General features: G+C 43.4%; 25 protein-coding genes, 1 tRNA gene and 1 pseudogene. 21 read left to right on the top strand and 6 right to left on the bottom strand.

Annotated features, from left to right (window positions below; all coding sequences use genetic code 11):
• The first annotated feature begins 51 nt into the window (after window positions 1–51).
• From QUF07_RS07355 to QUF07_RS07300, 12 genes are all read left to right on the top strand, one after another.
• On the top strand, window positions 52–294 hold the full coding sequence (locus tag QUF07_RS07355; RefSeq protein WP_054747143.1) for an acyl carrier protein: 243 nt from the start codon (window positions 52–54) through the stop codon (window positions 292–294).
• A 9-nt stretch (window positions 295–303) separates the two neighbouring features.
• A complete protein-coding gene (locus QUF07_RS07350; protein ID WP_289427098.1) occupies window positions 304–1,221 on the top strand; it encodes an ACP S-malonyltransferase in 918 nt (305 codons plus the stop codon).
• Window positions 1,221–1,952, top strand: coding sequence for a 3-oxoacyl-ACP reductase FabG (gene fabG / locus QUF07_RS07345; RefSeq protein WP_056983178.1), 732 nt, complete (start codon window positions 1,221–1,223; stop codon window positions 1,950–1,952). Before QUF07_RS07350 ends, fabG begins: the two co-directional genes overlap by 1 nt.
• A gap of 21 nt (window positions 1,953–1,973) precedes the next feature.
• On the top strand, window positions 1,974–3,203 hold the full coding sequence (gene fabF, locus QUF07_RS07340; RefSeq protein ID WP_217163633.1) for a beta-ketoacyl-ACP synthase II: 1,230 nt from the start codon (window positions 1,974–1,976) through the stop codon (window positions 3,201–3,203).
• Window positions 3,204–3,206: 3 nt separating this feature from the next.
• The gene (accB, locus tag QUF07_RS07335) at window positions 3,207–3,677 is read left to right on the top strand and encodes an acetyl-CoA carboxylase biotin carboxyl carrier protein (protein WP_289427097.1); all 471 of its coding nucleotides are present in this window, start codon (window positions 3,207–3,209) and stop codon (window positions 3,675–3,677) included.
• 4 nt (window positions 3,678–3,681) lie between these two features.
• The gene (locus QUF07_RS07330) at window positions 3,682–4,098 is read left to right on the top strand and encodes a 3-hydroxyacyl-ACP dehydratase FabZ family protein (protein WP_013855209.1); all 417 of its coding nucleotides are present in this window, start codon (window positions 3,682–3,684) and stop codon (window positions 4,096–4,098) included.
• A gap of 13 nt (window positions 4,099–4,111) precedes the next feature.
• Window positions 4,112–5,491 (top strand): acetyl-CoA carboxylase biotin carboxylase subunit, encoded by a 1,380-nt coding sequence (accC, locus tag QUF07_RS07325; RefSeq protein ID WP_217163627.1) that lies wholly within the window; start codon window positions 4,112–4,114, stop codon window positions 5,489–5,491.
• Window positions 5,472–6,314: an acetyl-CoA carboxylase carboxyltransferase subunit beta gene (locus QUF07_RS07320; protein ID WP_013855211.1), complete on the top strand. Its 843-nt coding sequence runs from the start codon at window positions 5,472–5,474 to the stop codon at window positions 6,312–6,314. The genes accC and QUF07_RS07320 overlap by 20 nt, the downstream gene beginning before the upstream one ends.
• Window positions 6,307–7,077 carry a carboxyltransferase subunit alpha gene (gene accA / locus QUF07_RS07315; RefSeq protein WP_013855212.1) on the top strand — a complete coding sequence of 257 codons (771 nt, stop codon included), beginning with the start codon at window positions 6,307–6,309 and terminating at the stop codon, window positions 7,075–7,077. Before QUF07_RS07320 ends, accA begins: the two co-directional genes overlap by 8 nt.
• Window positions 7,078–7,102: 25 nt before the next feature.
• On the top strand, window positions 7,103–7,861 hold the full coding sequence (gene fabI / locus QUF07_RS07310; RefSeq protein WP_054640358.1) for an enoyl-ACP reductase FabI: 759 nt from the start codon (window positions 7,103–7,105) through the stop codon (window positions 7,859–7,861).
• Window positions 7,862–7,908: 47 nt separating this feature from the next.
• Window positions 7,909–8,898, top strand: coding sequence for a biotin--[acetyl-CoA-carboxylase] ligase (locus QUF07_RS07305; RefSeq protein ID WP_003630368.1), 990 nt, complete (start codon window positions 7,909–7,911; stop codon window positions 8,896–8,898).
• A 73-nt stretch (window positions 8,899–8,971) separates the two neighbouring features.
• The gene (locus tag QUF07_RS07300) at window positions 8,972–9,514 is read left to right on the top strand and encodes a biotin transporter BioY (RefSeq protein ID WP_289427096.1); all 543 of its coding nucleotides are present in this window, start codon (window positions 8,972–8,974) and stop codon (window positions 9,512–9,514) included.
• Between the two features lie 164 nt (window positions 9,515–9,678).
• On the opposite strand, the gene QUF07_RS07295 is transcribed toward QUF07_RS07300, so the two are convergent.
• Window positions 9,679–10,494: a hypothetical protein gene (locus tag QUF07_RS07295; RefSeq protein WP_217341467.1), complete on the bottom strand. Its 816-nt coding sequence runs from the start codon at window positions 10,492–10,494 to the stop codon at window positions 9,679–9,681.
• A 113-nt stretch (window positions 10,495–10,607) separates the two neighbouring features.
• Window positions 10,608–11,213: a TMEM175 family protein gene (locus tag QUF07_RS07290; protein WP_217163620.1), complete on the bottom strand. Its 606-nt coding sequence runs from the start codon at window positions 11,211–11,213 to the stop codon at window positions 10,608–10,610.
• A 16-nt stretch (window positions 11,214–11,229) separates the two neighbouring features.
• Here QUF07_RS07290 and QUF07_RS07285 point away from each other — a divergent pair, with 16 nt between their 5' ends.
• A complete protein-coding gene (locus QUF07_RS07285) occupies window positions 11,230–11,418 on the top strand; it encodes a hypothetical protein (protein ID WP_289427095.1) in 189 nt (62 codons plus the stop codon).
• On the opposite strand, the gene QUF07_RS07280 is transcribed toward QUF07_RS07285, so the two are convergent.
• The 3 genes from QUF07_RS07280 to gntK form a co-directional block, all read right to left on the bottom strand.
• Window positions 11,415–11,972, bottom strand: a complete 558-nt coding sequence (locus QUF07_RS07280; protein WP_289427094.1) for a hypothetical protein — start codon at window positions 11,970–11,972, stop codon at window positions 11,415–11,417. The two genes, QUF07_RS07285 and QUF07_RS07280, sit on opposite strands and share 4 nt — an antisense overlap.
• Window positions 11,973–12,152: 180 nt before the next feature.
• Entirely contained in the window at window positions 12,153–13,514 is a 1,362-nt protein-coding gene (locus QUF07_RS07275; RefSeq protein WP_289427093.1) for a gluconate:H+ symporter, read from the bottom strand.
• Window positions 13,515–13,568: 54 nt separating this feature from the next.
• The gene (gene gntK / locus QUF07_RS07270) at window positions 13,569–15,131 is read right to left on the bottom strand and encodes a gluconokinase (RefSeq protein WP_289427092.1); all 1,563 of its coding nucleotides are present in this window, start codon (window positions 15,129–15,131) and stop codon (window positions 13,569–13,571) included.
• 308 nt (window positions 15,132–15,439) lie between these two features.
• Here gntK and QUF07_RS07265 point away from each other — a divergent pair, with 308 nt between their 5' ends.
• The gene (locus tag QUF07_RS07265) at window positions 15,440–16,285 is read left to right on the top strand and encodes a MurR/RpiR family transcriptional regulator (RefSeq protein ID WP_289427091.1); all 846 of its coding nucleotides are present in this window, start codon (window positions 15,440–15,442) and stop codon (window positions 16,283–16,285) included.
• A gap of 31 nt (window positions 16,286–16,316) precedes the next feature.
• The gene (locus QUF07_RS07260; protein ID WP_289427090.1) at window positions 16,317–17,075 is read left to right on the top strand and encodes a GH25 family lysozyme; all 759 of its coding nucleotides are present in this window, start codon (window positions 16,317–16,319) and stop codon (window positions 17,073–17,075) included.
• A gap of 70 nt (window positions 17,076–17,145) precedes the next feature.
• Here the strand turns inward: QUF07_RS07260 and QUF07_RS07255 are convergent, their stop codons facing one another.
• Window positions 17,146–17,493 (bottom strand): DUF4828 domain-containing protein, encoded by a 348-nt coding sequence (locus tag QUF07_RS07255; protein ID WP_217163608.1) that lies wholly within the window; start codon window positions 17,491–17,493, stop codon window positions 17,146–17,148.
• A gap of 123 nt (window positions 17,494–17,616) precedes the next feature.
• Between QUF07_RS07255 and QUF07_RS07250 the strand changes: the two genes are divergently transcribed.
• From QUF07_RS07250 to QUF07_RS07225, 6 genes and pseudogenes are all read left to right on the top strand, one after another.
• A complete protein-coding gene (locus QUF07_RS07250) occupies window positions 17,617–18,618 on the top strand; it encodes a Gfo/Idh/MocA family protein (protein ID WP_217163606.1) in 1,002 nt (333 codons plus the stop codon).
• A gap of 16 nt (window positions 18,619–18,634) precedes the next feature.
• A complete protein-coding gene (locus tag QUF07_RS07245; RefSeq protein WP_217163604.1) occupies window positions 18,635–19,930 on the top strand; it encodes a DEAD/DEAH box helicase in 1,296 nt (431 codons plus the stop codon).
• A gap of 49 nt (window positions 19,931–19,979) precedes the next feature.
• Window positions 19,980–20,052, top strand: a tRNA-Arg gene (locus tag QUF07_RS07240).
• A gap of 407 nt (window positions 20,053–20,459) precedes the next feature.
• Window positions 20,460–21,947, top strand: a complete 1,488-nt coding sequence (wsfD, locus tag QUF07_RS07235; protein ID WP_289427089.1) for a glycan biosynthesis hexose transferase WsfD — start codon at window positions 20,460–20,462, stop codon at window positions 21,945–21,947.
• Window positions 21,944–23,497: a hypothetical protein gene (locus QUF07_RS07230; protein ID WP_289427087.1), complete on the top strand. Its 1,554-nt coding sequence runs from the start codon at window positions 21,944–21,946 to the stop codon at window positions 23,495–23,497. Before wsfD ends, QUF07_RS07230 begins: the two co-directional genes overlap by 4 nt.
• A 208-nt stretch (window positions 23,498–23,705) precedes the next feature.
• Window positions 23,706–24,959 (top strand): annotated as a pseudogene (locus tag QUF07_RS07225) (glycosyltransferase family 2 protein).
• Window positions 24,960–25,061: the final 102 nt, after the last annotated feature.

Here is a 25,061-nt window from a genome sequence, read left to right as displayed (position 1 = left end):
TGAACATTGATGAACAAAAAATGAATAACAAAAATTTGGAGGAAATTTATTATGACTAAAGAAGAAGTATTCAACAAGATCAAGGACATTATCGTAGACCAATTGGACGTAGACGCTGACAAGGTTAAAGAAAATACCAATTTCAAGAACGACTTGGATTTAGACAGTTTGGACATCTTTGAAGTGATTGACAAGATCGAAGACACTTACGATATCGAAATCGATACTGACGAAGGTATGGAAACTGTCGGTGAATTAGTTGATTACGTTTTGAAGCAAAAAGCTGACAAGTAGGTCGATAATTTGAAACTAGGTTATTTATTTAGCGGCCAAGGTAAGCAATTTGATGAAATGGGACAGGACTTGTATCAACAAGAACCTGTTTATCGGCAAACAATTGATCAAGCTTCCGAAGCTTTGAATATGGATATGAGTGATGCCACCGTTTTTGATAATCCGGTCAATACCCAAGTGGCGATTGTCGCCATGAGTACAGGGATTGAACGGATTCTCAATCAAGATTTTGGTGATCCAGTTGGTGCCACTGGTTTGAGTCTTGGTGAGTATAGCGCGATTGTCGCTGCTAAGGGATTGGACTTCAGTGATGCCCTTCAATTGGTTCGTGATCGCAGTCACTACATGGATCAAGCCGGTCAGGATCATCCTGGCAAAATGGCGGCTGTCTTAAAAACAACTGCTGCCATGGTCGGCCAAGCGGTAAAAGTCGGTTCGAAGAAGGGTGAAATCTATGCAGCCAATTACAACACAGATTCTCAAATTGTGATTGGTGGTTCCGTTGAGGGGCTTCAGGCAGCTACCGATTATCTGCATGAGCACGGTGTTAAACGGGTTGTCCCGTTGAAAATGACGGTTGCGTCTCACACCCCATTTATGCAGGAGGCCTCTGATTTGTTGGCAAAACGAATTCAAGATGTCTCGTTTAACCAGTTGGCTTTCCCAGTGATCAGTAATACAACGTCTCAACCTTTCGAAGTTAACACGATTAAGCAAACGTTAATCGATCAGCTCATTAATCCAACCCATTTTTATAACTGCATTCAACAGCTTACTCAATCGGGTGTTGATACAGTTGTTGAACTGGGCCCTGGCGATACGCTGATGAAGTTTGCCAAGAATGTGGTGGCGAACGATCATACATTTCATATTGATAGTGTTAAGACGTTAAACGATTTTCGATCAAAAGCAAAGTTGGTGAAATAATGAGTGACACGAAACAAGTTGCATTAGTAACCGGAGCTGCCAAGGGAATTGGCCTGGCAATCGCTAAACGGCTTTCAAGTGATGGGATGACAGTTGTGATTAACTCACACCATCCCTTAACTGACGAAGAGAAACAAAGCTTTTCAGACGCAGGCTTTTCATTTGATAATTTGGTTGGCGATGTGGCTAACGAAGCCGACGCTGAAAAAATGGTCGGCGAAGTTGTTGAAAAATACGGTCAAATTGACGTTCTGGTGAACAATGCCGGCATTACAAAGGACAAGTTGTTAAGCCGGTTAAAGTTAGCTGATTTTAAAGCCGTGATCGACACGAACCTGGTGGGTGCTTTTAACATGACCAAGTTTGCGATGAAATTCATGCAAAAGAGCCGCTCAGGGGCCATTGTGAACCTGTCCAGCATTTCTGGGTTACATGGTAATTTGGGTCAGGCAAATTATTCAGCCAGCAAGGCCGGACTAGTCGGTTTAACGAAGACCGCTGCCAGAGAGGGTGCCCTGAGAAATATTCGGTGTAACGCAGTTGCCCCCGGAATGGTTGCCACTGACATGACTGGTAAAATGAGCGAACGCCGACAAAAAGAATTTACGGATCAGATTCCGTTGAAACGATTTGCCGAACCTGATGAGATTGCCGACGCGGTCGCATTTTTGATTCATAATCAGTACATCACTGGCCAAGTGGTCACGGTCGATGGCGGTTTAACAATTTAGAGTTGTTGAAGGAGTAAATTAATGAGCAGAGTAGTGATTACCGGAATGGGAATTGTTTCCCCAATTGGAAACGATGTTGAAAGTTTTTTGAAGAATTTATTTGCTTCTAAAGTGGGCATTAATCCAATCACCAAATTTGACGCAGAGCCGACTGGCATTACCGTTGCTGGTGAGGTGAAAGACTTTGACCCGTTAAAACGAGTTGATAAGAAGTTTGCCAAGCGAAATGACTTGTTCTGTACTTATGCACTGTATAGTGCCAAAGAAGCAATGGAGATGGCTGGTCTCACCGAAGACAACATTGACCCCGAAGATCTTGGCGTGATTTATGGTTCTGGGATTGGTGGCTTGACCACCATTCAAGAACAGGTCATCAAGATGCATGATAAGAGTCCCAAGCGAGTATCCCCATTGTTTGTTCCGGATTCAATTATTAATATGGCGGCCGGTAACATTTCGATTGCTTTTAATGCGTTGAACACCAGCCAGGGAATTGTCACCGCCTGTTCATCAGGAACTAACGCGATTGGAAATGCGTTTGAGTATATCAAGCAAGGCAAGGCGAAGGCCATTATTGCGGGTGGAACCGAAGCGTCAGTGAATGAAATTGGAATTTCTGGCTTCGCGGCCTTAACGGCATTGTCCAAAGCAACCGATCCGAAGAAAGCTTCAATTCCATTTGACAAGGATCGGAATGGATTTGTGCTTGGTGAAGGTTCTGGAACTGTGATCCTTGAAGATTACGATCACGCCAAAGCCCGCCATGCCAATATTTTAGCTGAAATTGTTGGTTATGGAACCACCAGCGACGCCTATCATATGACTGCCCCGGATCCAGAAGGCAAGGGTGCCATTCGAGCCATGCAACAAGCGGTTGATGAAGCCGGCATCGATGAAACCGAAGTTGATTACATCAATGCTCACGGAACCAGCACCCATGCTAACGACAGCGCCGAATCTAAAGCTATCAAACAAGTCTTTGCCAAGAACGACCACGTTAAAGTCAGCAGTACCAAAGGGATGACTGGCCATGCACTGGGAGCTGCCGGCGCAATTGAAGCCGTTGCAACGATTGGCGCAATCCAGCATAACCAGATGCCCGTAAACGTCGGTGTGGTTAACCAAGACGAAGCCTGTGATATTGAGTTGGTTAACGACGACAATAAAAAAGCCCCCGTAAATTACGCAATTAGTAACTCATTTGGTTTTGGAGGCCATAACGCGGTAATTGCATTTAAGGGATGTGATTAAACAATGAATGAGAAAGAAATTGAACGCTTGCTTGAGAAATTTGATCAATCATCACTGAAAGACTTCGAATTGACTCAGGATGACTTCAAATTAAAGTTGAGTAAACGTGAGCAGAATGACCGAGTTGTTGTTCAGCAGCCGACTAGTTCTAAAACGCCAGTCAGTGAAGTGCCAAAATCTACCAGTGCCAATTCTCAACCTGCTGGCGAGCCGCAACAGTCAGTCAAGGACAATGTTGCCGAAATTAAGGCACCGTTGGTCGGCGTCGTTTACTTTGCACCAAGTCCGGATAAACCGGTTTATAAAAAACAGGGTGACCACGTTGAAAAAGGTGAGGTCGTTTGTGTGATTGAAGCCATGAAGATGATCAACGAGGTCAAGAGCGATGTCACTGGAACAATTTCTAATATTTTAGTTGAAGATGGGAGCATGGTCGAATATGACCAGCCGATTTTTCAAGTCACGAAGGGGTAATTAAATGAAACCAGCAGTAAATGATGTCATTCCACAGCGTTATCCCTTTGAAATGATTGATAAGTTTATTGATGTTCAACCAGGAGTTTCAGCCTCAGCCATTAAGCTGATTTCGATTAATGAGTGGTTCTTTGCCAACCAAACGAGTAGTCGATTAGCAGTGCCACGCCCAATTATGATCGAGGCAATGGCTCAAACCGGGGTTGCGGCGATTTTGTCGATTCCTGAAAATAAAGGGAAGAATGTCTTTTTCGGTGGAATCAAGAATGCCACTTTTCAAGATGACTTTCGACCCGGTGACAAGTTGGAATTTGAAGTTGTCATGAAAAAATTGAAACGGAATATTGGCTTGGGTCACGGGACGATTCATCGTGATGGCCAATCAATTTGTGAAGCTGATTTAATTTTTGCAGTTGAATGACGGAGGTGAGCAGATGTTTAAAAAAGTATTAGTGGCTAATCGTGGTGAAATTGCCGTCCAAATTATTCGGGCACTGCACGATATGGGCATCACGGCGGTAGCAGTCTATTCTAGTGCTGATAAAGACAGTTTGTTCGTTCACTTAGCTGATGAGGCAATCTGTATTGGTGGGCCACAACCGACCGAGTCGTATCTCAATATGGCTCAAATCATTAGTGCTGCTAACCTGACTGGGTGTGAAGCAATTCATCCTGGCTACGGATTCTTGTCAGAGAACGCCGAATTTGCGGAACTCTGCGAAACCTGTCATATCAAGTTTGTCGGTCCCAGTCACGAATTGATTTCGCTGATGGGAGATAAATCAAATGCCAGAGAAGCCATGGAAAAAGCTGGCGTGCCAGTAATTCCTGGTAGCCAGGGAGTTGTCAAAACAACCAGTCAAGCAGAAACAGTTGCAGAAAAAATTGGCTTCCCAGTCTTATTGAAGTCAGCTGCAGGTGGCGGTGGTAAGGGAATTCGTGAGGTTGATCGACCAGAAGATCTTCGTAGTGCCTTCGAGCAGACTCAACAAGAAGCCCGGGTATCGTACAACGACGATGATATTTATGTCGAAAAATTGATTCGAAATGCCAAACACGTCGAAATGCAAGTCATTGCCGATGAATTTAACCACGTGGTCTATCTGCCAGAGCGGGATTGTTCCCTTCAGCGGAACCACCAAAAGGTGATCGAGGAAAGCCCCTGTGTCCTGATTTCACCGACTGAACGGAAAAAATTGGGCGAAATTGTTGCCAATGCAACTTTAAAATTAGGCTATACCAATACAGGGACCTATGAATTCTTGATGGCCGAAGACCACCACTTTTACTTCATGGAAATGAACACCAGACTTCAAGTTGAGCACACGATTACCGAAGAAGTGACCGGTATCGAATTGGTTAAAGCCCAGCTGAAGGTTGCTGATGGGCAAGAGTTGCCATTTACGCAAGCAGATGCAGCCGTAAAGGGACATGCCCTTGAGTGTCGCCTCAACGCCGAAGATCCTAGTCATAACTTCGCTCCCCGACCAGGTCGGATTAATCGTTTGTTCTTTCCGGCTGGGTCACTCGGAGTTCGAATTGATTCCGGGGTCGCCCAGGGAAGCTTTATTTCACCATTCTATGATTCAATGATTGCCAAAGTGATCGTTCATTTGAATGATCGGAATACCGTAATTGCCAAGATGAATCGAATTCTAGGGGAACTCGAGATCAATGGGGTAGTGACTAATCAAACCTTCTTAAAGTATTTGATTAACACTGCTGAATTTAATTCCGGCCAGTATTCAACCAACTTTATCGAAAATCAGGTTTTAACGAACAAGGAGGGATTCCATGTTGCAGAGTCGGTTTAAAATGCCCAGTCATGACGAATTAGTCAAACGAATGGATGCAATCCCCGACCATGTACTGCGGGAATGCCCAATTTGTCATGCCAAGTTTTTATCGATGAGGTTGGGCCGTGACCATACGTGTCCAAAGTGTGGGTATGGTTTTCGGATTTTGGCCAAACGGCGTGTCAAGATCACATTTGATAAGTTCACTGAAATTGATCAAAATATCACGGTTCCTGATCGATACACTGATGAGAAGTATCGAGCTAAGATTGCCAAAGCCAAGAAAGTAACTGGTCTTAACGAAAGTGTGCTGACTGGAATTGGGTCGCTGAATAAGCAACAGGTTGCTGTGGGCATTATGGATCCATTTTGGATCATGGGTAGTCTGGGCAGTGCAACCGGTGAAAAAATTACCCGGTTGTTTGAACTGGCCACTCGAAAGGATTTACCAGTGGTCATGTTCACCTCTTCAGGTGGTGCTCGGATGCAGGAAGGCCTACACTCCTTGATGCAAATGGCAAAGGTTTCCAGTGCCGTTGCGGAACATAGTGCGGCTGGGTTATTGTACATCGTGGTTCTTTGCGATCCAACGACTGGTGGGGTGACTGCCAGTTTTGCAATGGACGGGGACATCATTTTAGCTGAACCACATGCTTTAGTGGGATTTGCCGGTCGTCGTGTAATCGAACAAACAATCATGCAAACACCCCCAAAAGATTTTCAAAGCGCTGAAACCGTCATGAAACATGGCTTCATTGATCAGATTGTAAAACGGTCCGACATGAAGAAAACACTGACCCAACTCCTCCGCTTACATACAAAGGAGAATGCATATGGTTAATAAAACAGCCTATCAGCGGGTTCAAGGTGCTCGTAGAAAAGATAAAATTTCGACTGCAGAGCTGATTCATGGTTTGACAACTGACTTCTTTGAGCTCCATGGCGATCGATTAGAGGCGGATGATCACGCGTTGATTGGTGGAGTTGGTTTGTTGAACAACCGGCCAATCACGGTTGTGGGTATCCAAAAGGGCGCTGATACTGACGAGAATATTGACCGTCATTTTGGGAGTTCGACGCCACAAGGTTATCGCAAAGCACTACGCTTAATGAAGCAAGCTGAAAAATTCCACCGGCCCATTTTGGCGTTGGTTAATACACCAGGCGCCTGGCCAGACGTGGAATCCGAATATCATGGTCAGGGCTCAGCAGTTGCTCAATGTATCATTCAGGGGATGCAGCTCAAGGTACCTTATATCAGTATCATTGTTGGCGAAGGTGGGAGCGGGGGAGCTCTCGCCTTGGCATGTGGTGATCAGGTGTTGATGTTTGAGGACAGTATTTATTCCGTTCTCTCGCCCGAAGGCTATGCAAGTATTATGTGGAAAGATTCTTCAAAGGTGCAACAGGCTGCCGAAGAACTTGGGTTAACTCCAGAGAGTTTACTGAAAGATGGTATTATTAATCAAATTATTCATGAATATAAACCTGGTGATGATTTAAGTGATTTGCGCGACTTCTTGGACAAACAGTTTACCGAACTCGAGAATTTGCCAATGAGCGAATTAATTGAACAGAGACAACGACGGTTTAGAAATTATTAATTAAAAATAAAATGGAGGCCCAATCATGAGTGGCTTTTTAGATGGTAAAACAATCGTAATCATGGGGGTTGCGAATAAGCGAAGCATTGCTTGGGGATGTACTCAGGCAATTATGAACCAGGGCGCAAAAGTTGTCCTGACGTATCAAAATGATCGGATCAAGAAGAGTCTGAAGCGCTTTGTTCCCGAAGACCTGGACTTACTTGAATGTGACGTTTCAGAAGATGAAAACATTGAAAAGGCGTTCGCTGAAATTGGCGACCGCTATGGTAAGATTGACGGTGTCATTCATGCCATTGCTTATGCTGACAAGGATACATTGACTTCTGGATTGGTTAATACCACTAAAGATGGGTATGATTTAGCCCAAAATATCAGTGCTTATTCATTAATCGCAGTTGCCAGATATGCTCAACCAGTGCTGAACAATCCAGCCAGCATCTTGACGTTGACTTACTTTGGTTCCACTCGGGCAATCCCTAATTACAATATGATGGGCGTTGCCAAAGCCGCTTTGGAAGCCAACGTCCGTTATTTGGCATCAGATTTAGGTGCGACTGGTATTCGAGTGAACGCAATTTCTGCTGGGGCCGTTAAGACATTGGCAGTTACTGGGATTAAACATCATGGCGAGTTATTAAAAGAATCCGAATCACGGACAGTTGATCAAAAGAGTGTTACAACTGATGAAATTGGTAACGTTGCTGCCTTTTTGATGAGTGATTTGTCAACTGGAATGACCGGCGATGTGGTATATGTTGATAAGGGCGTTCATCTGATTTAATCAGGACGGTCAATTGTCAAAGCCGGCGAGGAAAATGAGGTAATAAAATGGCGGATCATCAATCACAGATTTTACGAGCATTATTGGAACTGGATAACCGTTATATTTCCGGAAATGAACTTGCTCGGCACTTCAACATCAGTCGGCCGGCCGTTTATAATAACATTCAAAAGCTTAAGCAAAAGGGGCATCTGATTGAGACGAAGAAGGGCTTGGGATACAGCTATCAGAAGTCAAAATGTTTTGATGCTCAAGTGATCGATCATTATCGAGTGACAACTTACCCGGTCAGAACGCACGTGTTTGATCGGCTAACTTCAACCAATGATTACGCTAAGCAGTACGGCACCGAAAAAACGGTGTACAAGCCCCAGATCTTCGTGACGGATACCCAGACGAAAGGGCGTGGGCGCTTGGGTCGGCGATTTTATTCACCAGCCAAGACCGGTATCTATATGAGCCTGCTGATTCCGATTCAAACTCGCCAAACGTTGCATTCCGGGTTAATCACAACTGGCACAGCCGTCTGTGTAGTTCGTTCACTTCAACCCTTTTTTCCACAGGTCGATTTTCGCGTGAAATGGGTCAATGATATTCTTGCTCATGACAAAAAATGTGGTGGGATTTTGACTGAGACAACTGCCAGTCTTGAAGATGGCTCTCATGAAAATGTGATCGTGGGGATTGGTCTCAACGTTGATTCAGATGACTTTCCGGATCCGATTAAACACAAAGCCGGCGCAATTGTTGCTCATAGCCAAATTGACCGCAATAAGATTGTGGCCAAGATTATCGACAATTTCTTTTACATGTATCAAACTTACCAAACTGGCAATTTTTTGTCGGAATATGCGCAATTATCAGATATCCTGGGTCGAAAGATTCGGGTCGAAATGGGCAGCCGGGTCTATCTGGGCATTGCTGATCATTTCGATAATGAAGGGGCATTGGTGATGAACACTGATTCAGGGCAGCTGACAGTTTCTAGTGGTGAAGTGACGAAAGTTTATTTACCAGAGAATGGTTATACTGGCTGAGCTAATCCATTACATTTATGGTTAACTTGGATTGGGGTTCACTTAACCGTTAACAACTCATAGGAGCGTTTAGATGAAAATCAGAGAAATTGTTCAAACGGCACTGATTACTGCAACCATTATTATTTTGGGAATGATCCCACCGTTACCACTTGGTTTCATTCCGGTTCCAATTGTGATTCAGAATTTGGGAATCATGTTAGCAGCCGTGATTTTAGGACCCAAAAAAGGAACCCTGGCGATTTTCGGGTTCCTCTTGCTGGCGTTGATTGGTTTTCCAGTGCTCAGTGGTGGTCAGGCAGGGCCTGCAGTTTTTGCCGGACCAACTGGCGGCTATTTGCTCGGGTGGTTATTAACGCCACTCATGATCGGCTATGGTCTTTCCCGGCCATTTATTAACCGTCGTTGGAGTCGATTAAGTATTATCTGGTTCGCCGGCGTCTTATTGGTCGATGTTATCGGCTCAGTCTGGTTATGGCTGGTCAGCCCGATTTCATTGATTGGGTCACTCGTGTCAAATTTGGCATTTATTCCGGCGGATACATTGAAAGCAGTGGCTGTTTATTTGGTGGCCGAGAGAATGCGGATTTGGAATAAAGAAACCACTCGTTTATAAGAATACAAAAATTGATAGTGTCCGACAGATAAGGCTCATCATTCGAAATTCGAGAATTTGAATTTCGGATGATGGGCCTTATCTAGTAACGGACGATTTTAAAGTGGCTTTATTCAGAATTTCAAGGGAACTGAGAAGTCGCTTGATTGTTGACGAGGTTGAATTTAACGGGTGCGTTTTTGACTCCAAAATTGAATCGCTTTTTCGAGATGATCTAGATCAATAGAAGTCACGCTGCCATCACCATTTGTTATCGTCAGACTGGGCAAGGCGGTAATGCCAATCCGGTTAAAAAGGGATTGGTAGTCATCTGGGTCAGCATCAGTAAAATCGAAATAATAAGCCTGTATCGAATTTAATTTCAGCGCGTATTTCAATTTAGGAACAATGAGGCGACTCAGTCGATCGCGAGGGCTGCCAATAAAAATCAATTTGAACTGAGATTCTTGAATCAGGGCGGTTAGTTTCTGCAGATCGACTGGGGAAATAAGCTTGGAAGGTTTCATCTCTTTGCGGTAGCGATGGCTTTCGAATGCTAAAATGATGGTTTCAAATAAGTGCCAGTTAAATATTTTTGAAAGGATCATCAAAATTAATAACGGCAGAGAAAAGATGTACAATGTCAAATCAATACAGAAAAGTAATAGGATTTTAAATATAATCGAATCATAGCCACCCGGGATAAGCACTGTCGCATTACTGGTCTGAACCGCTAAAAAATAGGCAGAACTATCCACCCCACGATTCAAAGCGCTCTCGCTTGTGGCCCCGGGGTTGTCTCGAGTATTCCGAATAAGGGCTCGAAACCAAATTAATGAAACCGGAAAAAAGAGCAACCCGGTTAAACTATTAATGAGATCAAAGGGTGTGATCGTGGTTCTTAAAGCATATGTATTTGTCAAATGGCTCAAAAATAAAATCATGACAAAATAGATGAAACTCAGCAGGTAAATGCCGATGATTGAGAGGATTTTCCGCATGTTGAGGCCTCCAATTGGTGAATGATTGAGAACCGGATAGCAGATAGCACTTTGTCAAGAATGGATGAGTTGAAAAATCTATCGGCAGGGCCCATAAATTTCACCGCGTCAATTTAATGGTGAATTCTCGGAACTCTATTGATCAAACGTGCAATCTGGGTAACCGTTGTTCGTAATAAAAGCCCCATGATGATAACAATCAGTAAATACTTTGGCAAAAAGTAAGCGAAGCCGAGGTAAATAATGCTAACGCCAAGCATGACTTGAGCTGAACGGATTTCCTCACGATCGTGGGCCGTTACTTCAGTACCGTTTTTCTCGGCCAAGTTGGCAACTTCTCTGAACATTAATGATTGAGTAAAATTTACTAAAATGATCACGACAGAATAAGCGATGGCACTGTCACGACTAAGAAAGCTGTCGTTAAGCCATGATGTTGCAAACGGGGTTAAGCTGATGAAGCATAAGTAGTAGATGTTAGTGATCGTTAACATGGGGGTTGCCTGCTTAACTCCACTGAGTAATTCTTGATGATAAACCCAGTACTGGGAGACAATTGCGAAACTAATAAAGTAAATGACCAAATGTTTAAACAGTTCAGTCAGCGGCCCGACTGATTCGCTGATGGGTGATTTGATATCCAAGACCATGATTGTCAGGACCACAGCAAAGATTCCGTCAGAAATGCCGACTAAGCGCGATTTTGAGTAGTGAAACATAAGAATTCCCCCTCAGATGATTCCATTATGGTCATCATTTTACACCAGAATCAATCAGGTGGTTGATACTGATGGCCTAATTTGGAAGTTGGTATTGGAAATGCAAAAGGGCCGAGGCAAAACGGTTCGTTTTGTCCCGGCCCTTGAAAAGTTTCCACTAAGTCAAGTCGTTAAAATGTATGGAAACAATATCGTCATTACCTAAACTTCTTCAATTTTGCCCGTTGCAATTGGTAAGGTGGTGTGTTGATCATACTGACCGACAGCCCCTTGAATTGTGTCTGGCAAAACCATTGAATCGGGAACACCATGGACGTAAATGACCCGTTTTTCTAACTGTAGGTTATGATCATGAAAGACTTCATTAAATTTATCACTAATTTCCTTTAGCGGCACTTCCTTTTTGTAGTGGAAATGGCCGTTTGCGTCAGAGACTGGGTAAGTATCCGTTGGAATTGCCATCTTTTCAGGTTGGTCGTTAAACGGCACCATGGTTGTTCCCGAAACTGGTTCGGTTTCTGGTAGGTCAACATAGCCATCATGATTGGTATCCTGGGCAATTGTTGCTGGTTGAGCATCTTTACCGTCGGGGAACCCATGAAAATGCATCCAATGCTGGGTATTAGGTGAAGTATGATCCATTGTGATTTCAACTGTTAATGTATCCTTGTCAACCGTAAAAGTGGCTTCACCAGTTGGATTAATCCCAATTTTGTCGCCATTCAGTGCAGTGATCTTTGCTTGATACTGTTTTGCCACTATAACCACGCTCCTTAAATAATTTAATGATCTAAGTTCAATATAGCACCTAATTAGGTTGTGGACAATTGATATTTCCAATTTATGGTGAAAAAAGGCTTCTCATTTACAATCTATAATCAAGATTGTAAATGAGAAGCCTTGTAGATACGGTAACCGGTTGGTTTTCGCACGCTCATTTTAGTGGAACAACAAATTCAATCCCATGACCATGACGATACCAACAACAGAAATCACGGATTCAAGCACCGTCCATGTCTGTAATGTTTGCTTGATTGTCAAATCGAAATATTCTCTGAACATCCAGAAGCCGGCATCGTTAACATGTGATGCGGCAAGGGAACCGGCACCAATTGCCAAAACCATCAGTGCTGGATCAACGCCTGCTTGAGCCATCAATGGGGCAACAATTCCTGCGGCGGTTAATGAAGCAACTGTGGCGGATCCTAAAGCAACCCGGAGCACAACGGCGACTAACCAGCCTAAGATTAATGGCGAGATAGATGAGCCTAAGAACAATTGAGCAACGGCTTTACCAACACCACCGTCAATCAGAACTTGTTTGAAAGCACCACCACCACCAATAACCAAGAGCAGCATGGCAATTGATTTGACGGCATTTTCCAAGGATTCCATGATTTGAGCTGTCGTTCGTTTCCGAGCCCAACCCATGGTATACATTGCGAAGAATAATGAAATTAACATTGCGATACTTGGTGAGCCGATGAAGGCAATGATCGAATCCAATAAGCTCGGATTCTTTGGATCGACCCCACCGTTGACCGTCATTTTATAAATTGTAGAAATAGCTAGCAAAATAACTGGGAATAAGGCGGTTAAAACGGAAAGGCCAAACGAAGGTGATTCTTCAGGGGTGAACTCTTTTACTTCACCGATTGAAGAAAGGTTACCTTTACGTTCAAAGGCAGCTGGCGCATATTTTCTGGCGATCTTTGAGAACAGAGGACCAGCAATATATGCGGCAACAATGGCAATGAAGAATCCAAACAACAGAACTTTACCATCATTGGCACCCAAAACTTGCGCAATGGCAACTGGTGCTGGATGAGGTGGCAAGAAGCCGTGGGTAACTGACAAAGCAGCTGCCATTGGAATTCCTAAATAAAGGATTGGCACACCGGCTTCAACGGCAATTGCGAAGACGATTGGAACCAGTAAAACCATCCCGACTTCAAAGAACAAGGCAATCCCTAGGATGAATGACGCAATCATCACGGCAACTTGCAGCCGGGCTTTACCAAATCGTTTAATCAAGGTTTCGGCGATCATATAGGCACCACCGGAATCCGATACCAGTCGACCAAGCATGGCACCAAACCCAAAGACCATTGACAATTCACCAAGTTGGCTACCGATACCATTTGATACCGAATCGGCAACTGTCCCGAGTGGCATTCCCAACATGACAGCTGTAATAACGGCTGTTAGAATCAACGAAACGAATGTATTAATTTTGAACTTGATAATCAAGACCAGCAAAATAATGATCCCGATTAACAGAGCAAGTAATTTAAGTAACATGATTTTTCCCCTTTTCTATCAGTACTTGGAGCGACTGGGCTCATTGTTTACCAACTATCCCTCTTTGTTGGCATCAGTGTCTTCGTGCTCATGGCGGCGCTGATAATCTGCAATATGCTTGTATTCAGGTTCCAAGGAGCGGCTTAATCGGATATAAATTGGAATCAATTCTCGATAAGCGTTGAAGTTCTTCGGTTCTGGGTGATGGACAACCGTTGTACCGACAAAGTTTGAAACGTCGCTCAAACTGTCAATTAAGCCTAAGCTATACATCCCAAGGGTTGCGGCTCCTAAGGCTGTGCTTTCAAAGCTTTCTGGAATGGCAACATCTTGTTCAAAAATGTCAGTTAACATTTGGCGCCAAAGGGCAGAACGGGCGAAACCGCCACTTGCTTGAATACTCTTCGGCCGGCCAACGACTTCTTCCAAGGCCAACATGACGGTGTACAAGTTATAAACAATACCTTCCAAGACCGCTCGAATCATGTGAGCCCGAGTATGGGTGCGATTCAGGCCAAAGAATGAACCGCGGGCATTGGCATCCCAAATAGGGGCCCGTTCACCGCCCAAGAATGGGAAGAACAAGAGTCCATCGGAGCCTGCAGGGATCTTAGCGGCAATTTCTGTCAATAAATCATATGGATCGATGTGCATTTGTTCGGCAGTGACTTTTTCTGGTGCACAGAGTTGATCACGGACCCAACGGAAGACGACACCACCGTTATTAACCGGTCCGCCGACAACCCACATATTCTTAGCTAGGTAATAACAGAATACCCGGGCTTTTGGATCCGTTTTTGGCTTGTCAGTGACAACTCGAACCGCTCCTGAAGTCCCAATTGTAACGGCAACAACTCCTGGCTGAATGGCGTTCACACCAAGGTTAGCCAATGGGCCATCGGAAGCCCCAATGATAAATGGTGTGTCTATGTCAATCCCCAACACCTTTGCATATTCTTCGTGCATGCCAGTTAGCTGGTAAGTTGTATCGACAAGCTCAGGCAGTTGATCCCGGGTGACGCCGGCAATCTTGAGTGCTTGGTTGTCCCAATCCAAGTTATAAATATTGAACATCCCAGTGGCGTTAGCGATGGAATAATCTTCCTTTAACACCCCAAATAATTTGTAGAGAATGTACTCTTTAATTCCAACGAACCAACGAGCTTTTTTGAAAAGATCCAGATGATCATTCCGAAGCCAAATCAACTTGGTTAGTGGCGTCATTGGATGAATTGGCGTTCCAGTATGCTGGTAAATTTCCATTCCTTCAGGACTGTGCTTCAACTCATCAGCGTACTTAACTGCTCGGTTGTCTCCCCAAGTAATTGCTCGGGTGAGGGGTTTGTGGTCTTCGTCCAATAGAATCAGGCTATGCATTGCACAAGAAAAAGCAACCCCTTTCAATTCTCCTTTCTTTAAATTCGCTTTCCGCAGGATTTCGGTGATCCCATCCGACATTGCGGAAAAAATTTCTTCAGGGTCTTCTTCGGCCATGTCAGGCGTATCCTGATAAAGGGGATAGCCATCGTTTGAGTAGCCGTGAACTTTGCCGTGGATATCGTACAAAACAGTTTTGACACTGGTTGTTCCAATATCGACACCTAGTGTATAATCCATATGAATAACTTCCTTTCGATTATGAAGTAAAGCAGTTGGTTATTGTGCTGAATTAATATAAAATAATAGCGGAGTCATCATTGTCCTTATAAATGATGGGTTCTAAAACCAGCACCACCTCGCAATAAACTTAGCATTTTCACTGCTATACTTCAAATAAAGTGTCTGTTAATTTTCAGATGGGTGTAAACGCCACCAGGTTATTATATGGAAATCAATTTCACAATGCAACTATTTTGATGTAAAATATTTACAATAGAAAACTATGGATTTATCAGCTGAACAGCTAGAAACGAAAGGTGATCAAAATGAGCTCGCCAGTTCAATTATTAAAACAATCATTTGAGGATTTAAGTCGGACAAACAAGAAAATTGCCCGCTATGTGATCGACAATCCACAGGCAGCCTCTGAAGCAAATATTGAAGACTTAGCAGCGAAGACCGAAACGTCGACGGCTTCGGTTTCTCGTCTGGTTAAAACGTTAGGCTATGGGAACTTCCGTGAATTTACGTTATCGTTGGCCTATACACAGCTGCGTCCCCAGAACCTACCAATTTTTAAGGATATTGATGCGAACGACTCGCTTTCAACCATCGCTGACAAGATTTTTACCAGTTCGCAACGGGCCATCCGGGATACCCGCAATCGGATTGATGAAAATGATTTTGCCCGCGCCGTATTGAGGATCATCCACTGTCGGCGCCTTGGCTTATTTGGCCTTGGTGGTTCGTCTTTGATCGCCCTTGATGGTTATCATAAGTTCCTGCGTACCTCAATTGACTGCTTTTACTATCCAGACTTTGACGTTCAACTTATGCAAGCAGTAAAATTAGGTGAAGATGACTGTGGCATTGTTGTGTCACATTCCGGCAAGAACCGGCAAACATTGAAGATTGCTGAAACCCTCAAGCAGCGCAAAGTCCCTGTAATCGGCATTACCGGTTATCAGGATTCACCGCTTGCCAACCATAGTGACATTACTTTCGTTTCATCCAGTGATGAGTCTAATTACCGCTCCGAAGGGATGTACTCGCTGATCGCCCAAATGACGATTATCGATACGTTGTTTATGATGGCAACTGTTCGAATGGGGCCGGCAACTGAAGATACCATTCAAAATGTTCAAAATATTATTGAAAGTACTCGCAGCTAAATTTTGCTGTGTTAACTGAGATGACTATTTTATGAAGCGTAGAGATATTCAACCAATATATGCAGAAACATACCGAAGACGCAAGGCGACAAAAAAGTTTCTATTCGGCATTTTTCTATTAGTGGTTGTGATTGCTCTGGGCTTTTTTGTTGTCCGTTCACATGAAAAGCATGAACTTGAGAAGTACCCAATTCGTGGGGTGACCATCAACCAAACCAATGGCTATATTGATTTTGAGAGTTTGAAAAGTGATGGGATCAGCTTTGCTTATTTGAAGGCTACACAGGGCGCAACGTTTACCGATGACAGTTTTCAGAGTAACTTCGAACGCAGTCAGGGCTCCCAGTTACCAGTAGGGGTCTACCACTATTTCAGCTTTAGTAGCTCACCAACTGCGCAATTCAAAAACTTTGTCCGTGCTGTTCAGGATAATACCGGGAGTTTGCCGATCTGTATTGCGATTCAATATTACGGCACCTATGGGGAAAACAGTCTGCAATGGAAAACAGTTCGAAAAGATGTGGCCAGTTTGAGCGATCGCCTGAGAGCCTACTATAAGCGCCCAATCGTGATTTCAGCGACCCGAAGTATCATTGACCATCTTCACGTTCAAGCGACTGGGAAGCGTCAATTTTGGCCCACAGATGCCCAAATAGGGAAACCAAATGGGGATGCCACCTTTATTCAAGTCAATCAGAAGGAAGATTTTAAAATGGATAAGCAAATTGTCTTTCTCCCAATGTCTGTGTTTAACGGTGGAAAAGGGAAGTGGCATCGGTATCTGAATTAGCGTGCGCAGAGAGCAAAAAAGGCAACCCAGGTCATCCTGAGGTTGCCAATTGCGATATCTTTAATTTTGTTTAACCGTTTGTTAAATCGTACGTAAAGTTTTCTGATTCATCATAGAATTTGACTGGCCTGGCTTCATTCCCCCGAATTTCTAGTTTATAGCCAAACTTGTCAATGTATGACAGTTCATACTTCGTCATTGATGAAACCTTTGCGGACATGTCCTGACCATCAATTGTCAATTTTAAATCTGGCTCAATGACAATTTCATGCTCTCGATTTCTGCGATCTTTAAAGAACCAGCTGCCCACAAAGAAACGTGGATCGACGGCTGGCAATTCTTTCTTTGATGCTTTTGGTGTGTGAAACAGACCAAACCCCAGTGAAATTAAAAATAAAAAAATGCTTCTTTTCCGCATGGTAAACCATCCCCTAGCTTGTATTCATCTCAGATTATAACTGATTAATATAACAGACCTGCTGAAATTCGTTTTCATTGTATTAAAACCTTGTTACAATCTAATTAAGAAAGGGTGGATAAGATGATTAAATTAGGAACGATTGGAACTAATTGGATTACACAGCAGTTTGTTGAGGCTGTGAAGCTGTCCAAATCATATGATCTAACCAGCGTTTATTCACGTCATGAGGATACTGCAAAAAAATTTGCAGAAAAAAATGGCGCGGCAGAAATCTTTACGGATTTAGATGCCTTCTTTGATGATGGTGTTTTTGATACAGTCTATATTGCTTCACCAAACAGCCTCCATTTTGAACAGGCTAAGCTTGCAATTTTGCATGGCAAAAATGTGATCGTTGAAAAGCCGGCATTTATGAATCAGAAACAAATGGCTCAAATTCAAGAGATGTTGGCCGACCATCCAGATGTGTTGTATTTTGAAGCAGCTCGAAATATTCATACCCCGAACTTTCATGCCATTGAAGCGCAACTCGCCAACCTGGACACCGTTCAGGGAGCGGAGTTTACGTATTCAAAATACTCATCCCGTTATGATCAAGTTCTGGCCGGAAAAGAACCAAATGTCTTTTCATTGAAATATGCCGGTGGTGCCTTGCAGGACCTTGGCGTTTACACAGTCTATGATGCGGTTGCCCTGTTTGGGATGCCGCAGGAAGTGGCCTATTTTCCCCAACTGATTCGAACCGGGGTTGACGGTAAGGGAACGGCAATTCTGTCTTATCCTGAATACAGCGTTACCCTCAATTTCTCTAAGGTTTCAAATTCTCATATGACGTCTGAAATATATGGTCTTAAGGATTTGATTTCAATTGACGATGCCGGTGAACTAAGATCAGTCACCTATGTCGATGAAGACAATAATAAGCAGGTGATCGCCAATACAATCGATGAGAATCCAATGCTGCCAGAGGCTGAGGACTTTGCCCGAGTGATCAATGATCCAACGGCCAAACAGAATCACGAAGATTATGAGAATTGGCGCCAATTGAGCATGTATGTGAATAAACTAATGTTTAATCTGCGACAAGATGCGCACCTGTATTTTGTTGGTGAAGAAGCATAATGAACGGAGAAAAGCTTTGATAAGAGAGTTTGAAGAACACGCACGACAATTAGGCTACAAGGAGCAGACAGCTATCCAGAAAGCTGTTTATCAACCATTAAAAGATGGTAAAAGTGTCCTCGGGCTGGCACCTACTGGATCGGGAAAGACGGTTGCTTTTGCCGTTCCATTGTTGGAGAATATTCACCCAGAAGATGGTTTGTCATTGTTGGTGGTGGAACCGTCTGCTGAACTGGCGATGCAAACCCAGCAAGTCTTAAGTGACTGGGGGAAATTGATCGGCTTAAATGTCGAAGGAATTGTCGGTGGTGCCAATATTAAACGACAGATGGATAAGCTGAAAACTCATCCAAACGTCATCGTCGGGACCACCGGGCGAATCATGAACCTAATTGACCTCGGTAAGCTGAAGCTGGATTCATTAAAAGCGATTGTGATCGATGAAGCTGACAATTTATTGAGTGAGGATACGTTAGATTCCATTCGGTCGCTGGTAGACTTGTCACCACAGACGGTGTCACTTGGCTTTTTCTCGGCTACCAGGAGTGACTTGCTGGATCATCTCAATCGTTGGTTTGTCCAAGAGATTGAGACGTTTGATGTGTCTGATATTGACGATACCAGAGGTGAAGTGAGTCATACACTGTTAGAAGTATCCAACCACAAGAAGGAACAGATGCTCCTGCGCTTTTTGCATATGAAGGACTTCAAGGCGTTGGTTTTCTTTGATAAAATGGATACTTTAAAAAAAGTCGGTGGCTTTTTATCTCATCGTCATATCAAAGAGGCAGCGGAGTTGACGTCTGAGCAGCGACAAACCAGCAGACAAAAGGCGCTCAAGGATTTTCGCCTCGGACGGGTTCGATTACTTCTGACGACGGATGTTGCTGCGCGAGGAATTGATATTCCTAAATTGCCAGCGGTTATTAATTTTGATCTCCCCAAAGACCCGAAGACTTACATTCACCGGGTGGGGCGAACTGGTCGGATGCATGAAACCGGTTTGGTTATTAACATGGGTGATGATCATGACCTGCGTAATTTGAAGAAGCTGGTTCGAACTGACGGTTATGAATTGACTAACATCTACTTTGACGGGAATCAATTATCGGCGACTAGACCAAAAGACCCAGTCAAATTGTCCAACGAAAAAAATGGATCTTCAGAAAAGACTGATGCGCAAGCTTCGAAATCGAAGTCGAGAAAGAACAATCAAAACAAAGTCAATCAGTCGATTAAATCACATTCGGGCAAGAAGAAGCATAAGCATTCCAAACGAAAAGGGATGCACCATAAGCGCACTGAAAAATAATGTCTTTACACAACACGCTTAAAATGAGAAAATTAAGTCGTGTTGTTTTGGCCCCATAGCACAACTGGATAGGGCACCCGCCTCCTAAGCGGTTGATCCCGGTTCGAGTCCGGGTGGGGTCATCAATAGGTAACAAAAACGTAGCAAACTGGAATTAGGCAAGTTAATTCCAGAATTTAACGACAAAGGACAAGCATTCTTGAGGTTGGAATGGTTGTCCTTTGTCGTTAAATGGTTGAAGGCAGCAGTTGGCGTAGCTCTCAGTTTAGGCGCATCAGTAAATAAAACGGTGGTCATCATTAGAGGATTGGTTGATGATTAACCCCTTACTTTTAGTTACCATAAATCCTTGGAGGACGGCGTTCTTCGAAATCTTGCCGCATTTAAACACACTGTTGACAGTGGATTTGAGCCGATTATTCGACTTGCTAATTTAACGGTTATGTCTATAATTATTATTAATTGAGTATTATCATATCATTTTAGTTATCTAAATCGTTCATCATAAAAGTTGAGTAGGTAGAAACTTTTGATTTCTGGTATAAAAAGATTAACAAAGTTCATTTCACCAGCGTTGCTTGCCACAATTTTGTGTGCAGTCATCGTTGGTTATTTGTTGTTCATTCCTCCGGTCAACGGGCTTGCAGATAATGGCGACTTTTTACAGGTGCTTTCACAAAACGGCCTTTATCGGTTGAGCACCCATGGCTCAGTCTATTTTAACTACGTGATCGAAAAATTTGGGATCATGCAATTCTATAATGAGAATGCGGTTCCAATTTATTCATCACAATTTTTATTTGTTAAAGCCGCGATTGCGCTTAACAAAGTATTCGCCAGCTCCCATGTTTTCGATGTCCGTTTCCTGGGGTTTGTTTACTATGTATTTTTCTTAGGGGCGATTTATCTCTTAACCCGGGGGCTAACGGCACCTCATCGTCATTTTCGCAATTACGTGCTTGCATTAATCATTGTTTTTGTATTTGCGGATACCGCCTTTACCATCCCGTTTAATTCCTTTTTTTCCGAAGCCGGAACGTACATTTTAATGCTTTATTGCTTCGGTTTATTTTTATTGATTACTCGTAAACTAGTGAAGCATTATCGGTTAACGACGATCGCTTTTTTTGCGGCCTCATTATTATTAATTGCTGTTGATTACCATAATGTCCCCTTAACTTTGGGGCTGTTAATCATGGCCTGTGGGCTGTTGTTTGTTTTCAAAGGACGCTTAGCCCAAGTGTACGTGGTGATTGGTATGTTGGCTTTGATTGGGATGGGAGCCTTTGTCCATCAGACAGTGGCGACGCGATATCAGTCTTTGAATCGATATCAGGCTTTTACCCATGGTGTCTTGCAAACGACTGAGCCTTCTTTAAAAGTGACAGCTGGTGGCATTGATTCACAGTATGCGTTAATGAAGGATAACGATTACTATCCCAACACCTACTCAGCCATTTTGCCGGATTCAAAATATGTTCATCGACACTTGATCAGTAAGCTTAATGCGGCTTGGACAACCGGATACTATTTCAATCACTTTTCTCAATTTTTGCGGCTATTGGATGATGCGGGCAAAAATGTGATGCAAATTCGAATTCAATCGGTTGGTAACTATGATGCGACTGCAGGAAAGTTGCCGGGAGCAAAAACCCAATATTTTTCAGGGTATAGTTTGTTAATGCAAAGTTTTTATCCGAGAAAATATGCCTTCAATGTGCTGATAATGGCTGCTTTGTTGGTGGTTTATACAATCGGAATGGTGAATAGTTTTCGGCACCGCAATATCGAAGGCGTTCTCAAATTCTTCTTGATGTTGGGACTATTAACTGTCGTGATTTTGCTACCCGTCATTGATATTGTTTCGTATGGTACATATAATCTTTCGAGAAATATGTTTCCGGTTGCGGTCAGTCTGAGCTTGGCATGGATCCTTTTGATTGCTGATTGGATGAATCGTCGTTTGTGGGGAATGCCAGCTAAATCAGATCATTCAGGGGAGAAGGCGCCAAAATGAAACCTTTAAGAAAACTACTTGTGGTTCTCCTGGCCTTGATTGGATTAGCTTTTTTGGAAACGGCGTCAGCTACTGCGGCGACTGATCGGGTATTACTTGTTTACGATTCACAGAATTCGGCTGACCACGGATACCGAAAAATTGATTCCCTACAACGGCTTTTGACCAGTCATCAGTTGAGTGTTCGAACGATCGCTGAATCTCAGTACCGTTCAGGGATGCTCCAAAACGGAAAATATAGGGGCGTCATTACGATGGTCAATTGGGCGCAAAATCCGGTTAATAATTGGCAGTTTCAACATGATCGGCACCAATTTTCTGGCATTAAGCTGCATATTGGCGGCAATTTGACCAAAGCGGAGGCTGACCAAATTGGGGGTGCCGCTGAAACTCTGCGCCATCAACAGCTCATCTTGAGTGACTCCCATGATAATTCTCAGTTACTGCCATTGAGCGACACTATGACGGTTTTCAAATTCGACAAGTCAACCAAGATTCAACAATTTGGAAAATTAACAACTCAAGAAGTTCAGCAGCGTCAATTCTCGGCCGGGATCATTCACCACAAATCTGGGTACCTGCCGTTTTATTCAGTTAATGGCCTGGCATTACAGGTGGCTTCCCAATTGATTGGCAAATTGTTTCAAAAGCAGCTAGATAAGCAGCAGCCGTTATTGACGATCGCAAATGTCACGCCATATTCAAACCTAAAATTGCTTAACCACCTAAGCCGCGACTTCTTTGACCGCGGAATACCATTTGCGATTAGTACAACTAGTGTCGGTGCCAATACAGACTTGGCGGCATTTAAACGGTTTACCAAGATCCTCAGAAATATCGAGACCAGAAACGGGATTGTCTTCTTAAAGACACCGGCCGTAACAGCTTATCAAACGGATCAACGGCAACTTAATCAGCTGATGATTACAGAATTGACAAGTCTGGGTCAAAATCATGTGTTTCCAGTGGGAATCAGTACCGACGGCTTTTGGAACCAGAAGCAGCTGTATCAGCGTCAAGGGTTAAAAATTGCTGATCAGGTTGTGCTGTTACCAAGCTCTCAACGGCAACATCAGGTGACCTCAACTAGAAATTCCCAGGTGTTTAAGCAAAGTTACTATGGCTTGGCAAGTGATAACTTGCTCACAATCCGTCAACGAAGAAAGATGACTTTCGCCATGCCAACAGCGGTGACGTTTCAAATGCCAACCACCAATGTAGGTTTGCGGGATTTGGAAAGAAAAGTTGACCGACTGCCCTTCCGGTGGCTAAACCCGGCAACTCAATTGGACGCGCAAGTTAAATTTGGTTCCGCCAATTATCATTATCGAAAGGGAACCTACTTTCTGAATGGCAGTCCAGTGGATGTGGGCAAGGCCGGCAGCCGTCAGCCCGAGGAGACAACTCCCGAAACGGTGACCGGATCCTTAAACCACTTTTTCAAATTTCAGTCACACGTGTTATTAATTTTATTTAGCGCGATTTTGGTCGTCCTGCTGGTTTTTATTGTGATTGGCAGAAAAATTTATGTGGGAATGTTCAAAAGATAGAGTGCGAAAGCAAGCGGTTAGCAATCGGAATGTAAGTCTTCTTTGGAGAAAATTCCCGGTTTTGGAATTTTTTGCAAAGATGCTTACATGTAGATTGTTGCTTGATTGAGCACATTTCAAATCAGAGTGTGAAAGCAAGCGATTAGGGGCTGGCATATAAAATCAATATTTGGACAATTGGCACATTCAATGAAAGAGGGGATCCATCATTTCGATTCTGGATGCATTTTTGTTAGTCGCGATTATTTCCATTTGGGGTATTTTGATCATTAACCTCGTACTCACGATAGCCGGCTATACATATTATTTAAAATGGGCACATACCAAAAGACCCCGATTACCGAATGAACCACCTTTTGTTTCAATCATGGTGCCCGCTCATAATGAGGGTGTCGTGATCGTTAAGACGGTTCAGGCCTTACTTGATTTTGATTATCCCAAATCACGGTATGAAGTCATTGTGATCAACGACAACTCAAGCGATAATTCCGCTGAATTGTTAAAAGGGCTTCAGGACTTGTATGCTGATCGTCAATTGGTCGTCATTAACACAGATCAGAAAACGGGCGGTAAAGGTAAATCAAATGTTTTAAACATTGGCTTGCGAGTTGCAAAAGGGACCGTGATTTCAGTCTACGATGCCGATAACACGCCTGAAAAGGATGCCCTTTCAACTTTAGTGGCGGAATTGCTGCAGGATGAGCAGGTAGGCGCTGTAATTGGTAAGTTTAGGACCCGAAATAAGAATGCCACGATTCTGACGAGATTTATCAATATTGAAACGCTGGCCTTTCAGTGGATGGCCCAGGCAGGACGCCGGCAATTGTTTAAATTGTGTACGATCCCGGGAACCAATTATGTTATCCGCAGATCTCTCCTTGAGCAGGTTGGCGGTTGGGATGTCAAAGCATTGGCTGAGGATACTGAAATTAGTTTTCGGATTTATCAAATGGGCTATCGCATCGAGTTTCAGCCCGCAGCGGTGACCTGGGAGCAGGAACCCCAAACTTTGAGTGTTTGGTTTCATCAACGAACGCGCTGGGTGAAGGGCAATATTTATGTCATTTTAAAGAATATGCATTTACTTTTTTCAAAAAGAGCCCAAAAAATTCGATTTGATTTATTGTATTTTGCATCGATTTATTTTTTGTTGATGACATAGTTAATCCTTTCAGATACTGTGTTTGTTCTATCGGTGGCCGGATATGCTCATTCGGAATTACAGGGTTTCAGTAACGTTGTCTGGGCCTTTGCGGTTGTGTTGTTTGTGATTAGTACATTTACGGCGATCACAACTGAGAAGGGTGAGATGACCGGATCAAATTTATTGTTGATAATGATTATGTATCTTGTATATAGTCAAATGTGGTTGGCTGTGGCAGCATACGGAATGGTGGGGTATATTCGTGAACAAATCTTTCATAAACAAGCGAAATGGTATAAAACCGTTCGCTATAAATAAAATCGTCATTTGGGCTGGGTTGATGTGAAGTGCCCTACAATTGTTAGACAAGTAAGTCTAATGATTATGGGGCTTTTCTTGTGACAAAATATAGTAGTCAAT

It is taken from the genome of Lentilactobacillus sp. TOM.63 (genome assembly GCF_030361045.1).
GTDB classification, from domain to species: domain Bacteria; phylum Bacillota; class Bacilli; order Lactobacillales; family Lactobacillaceae; genus Lentilactobacillus; species Lentilactobacillus dabitei.
Note: the sequence above shows the minus strand (reverse complement) of the source record. Positions and strands in the feature narration are given on the sequence as shown.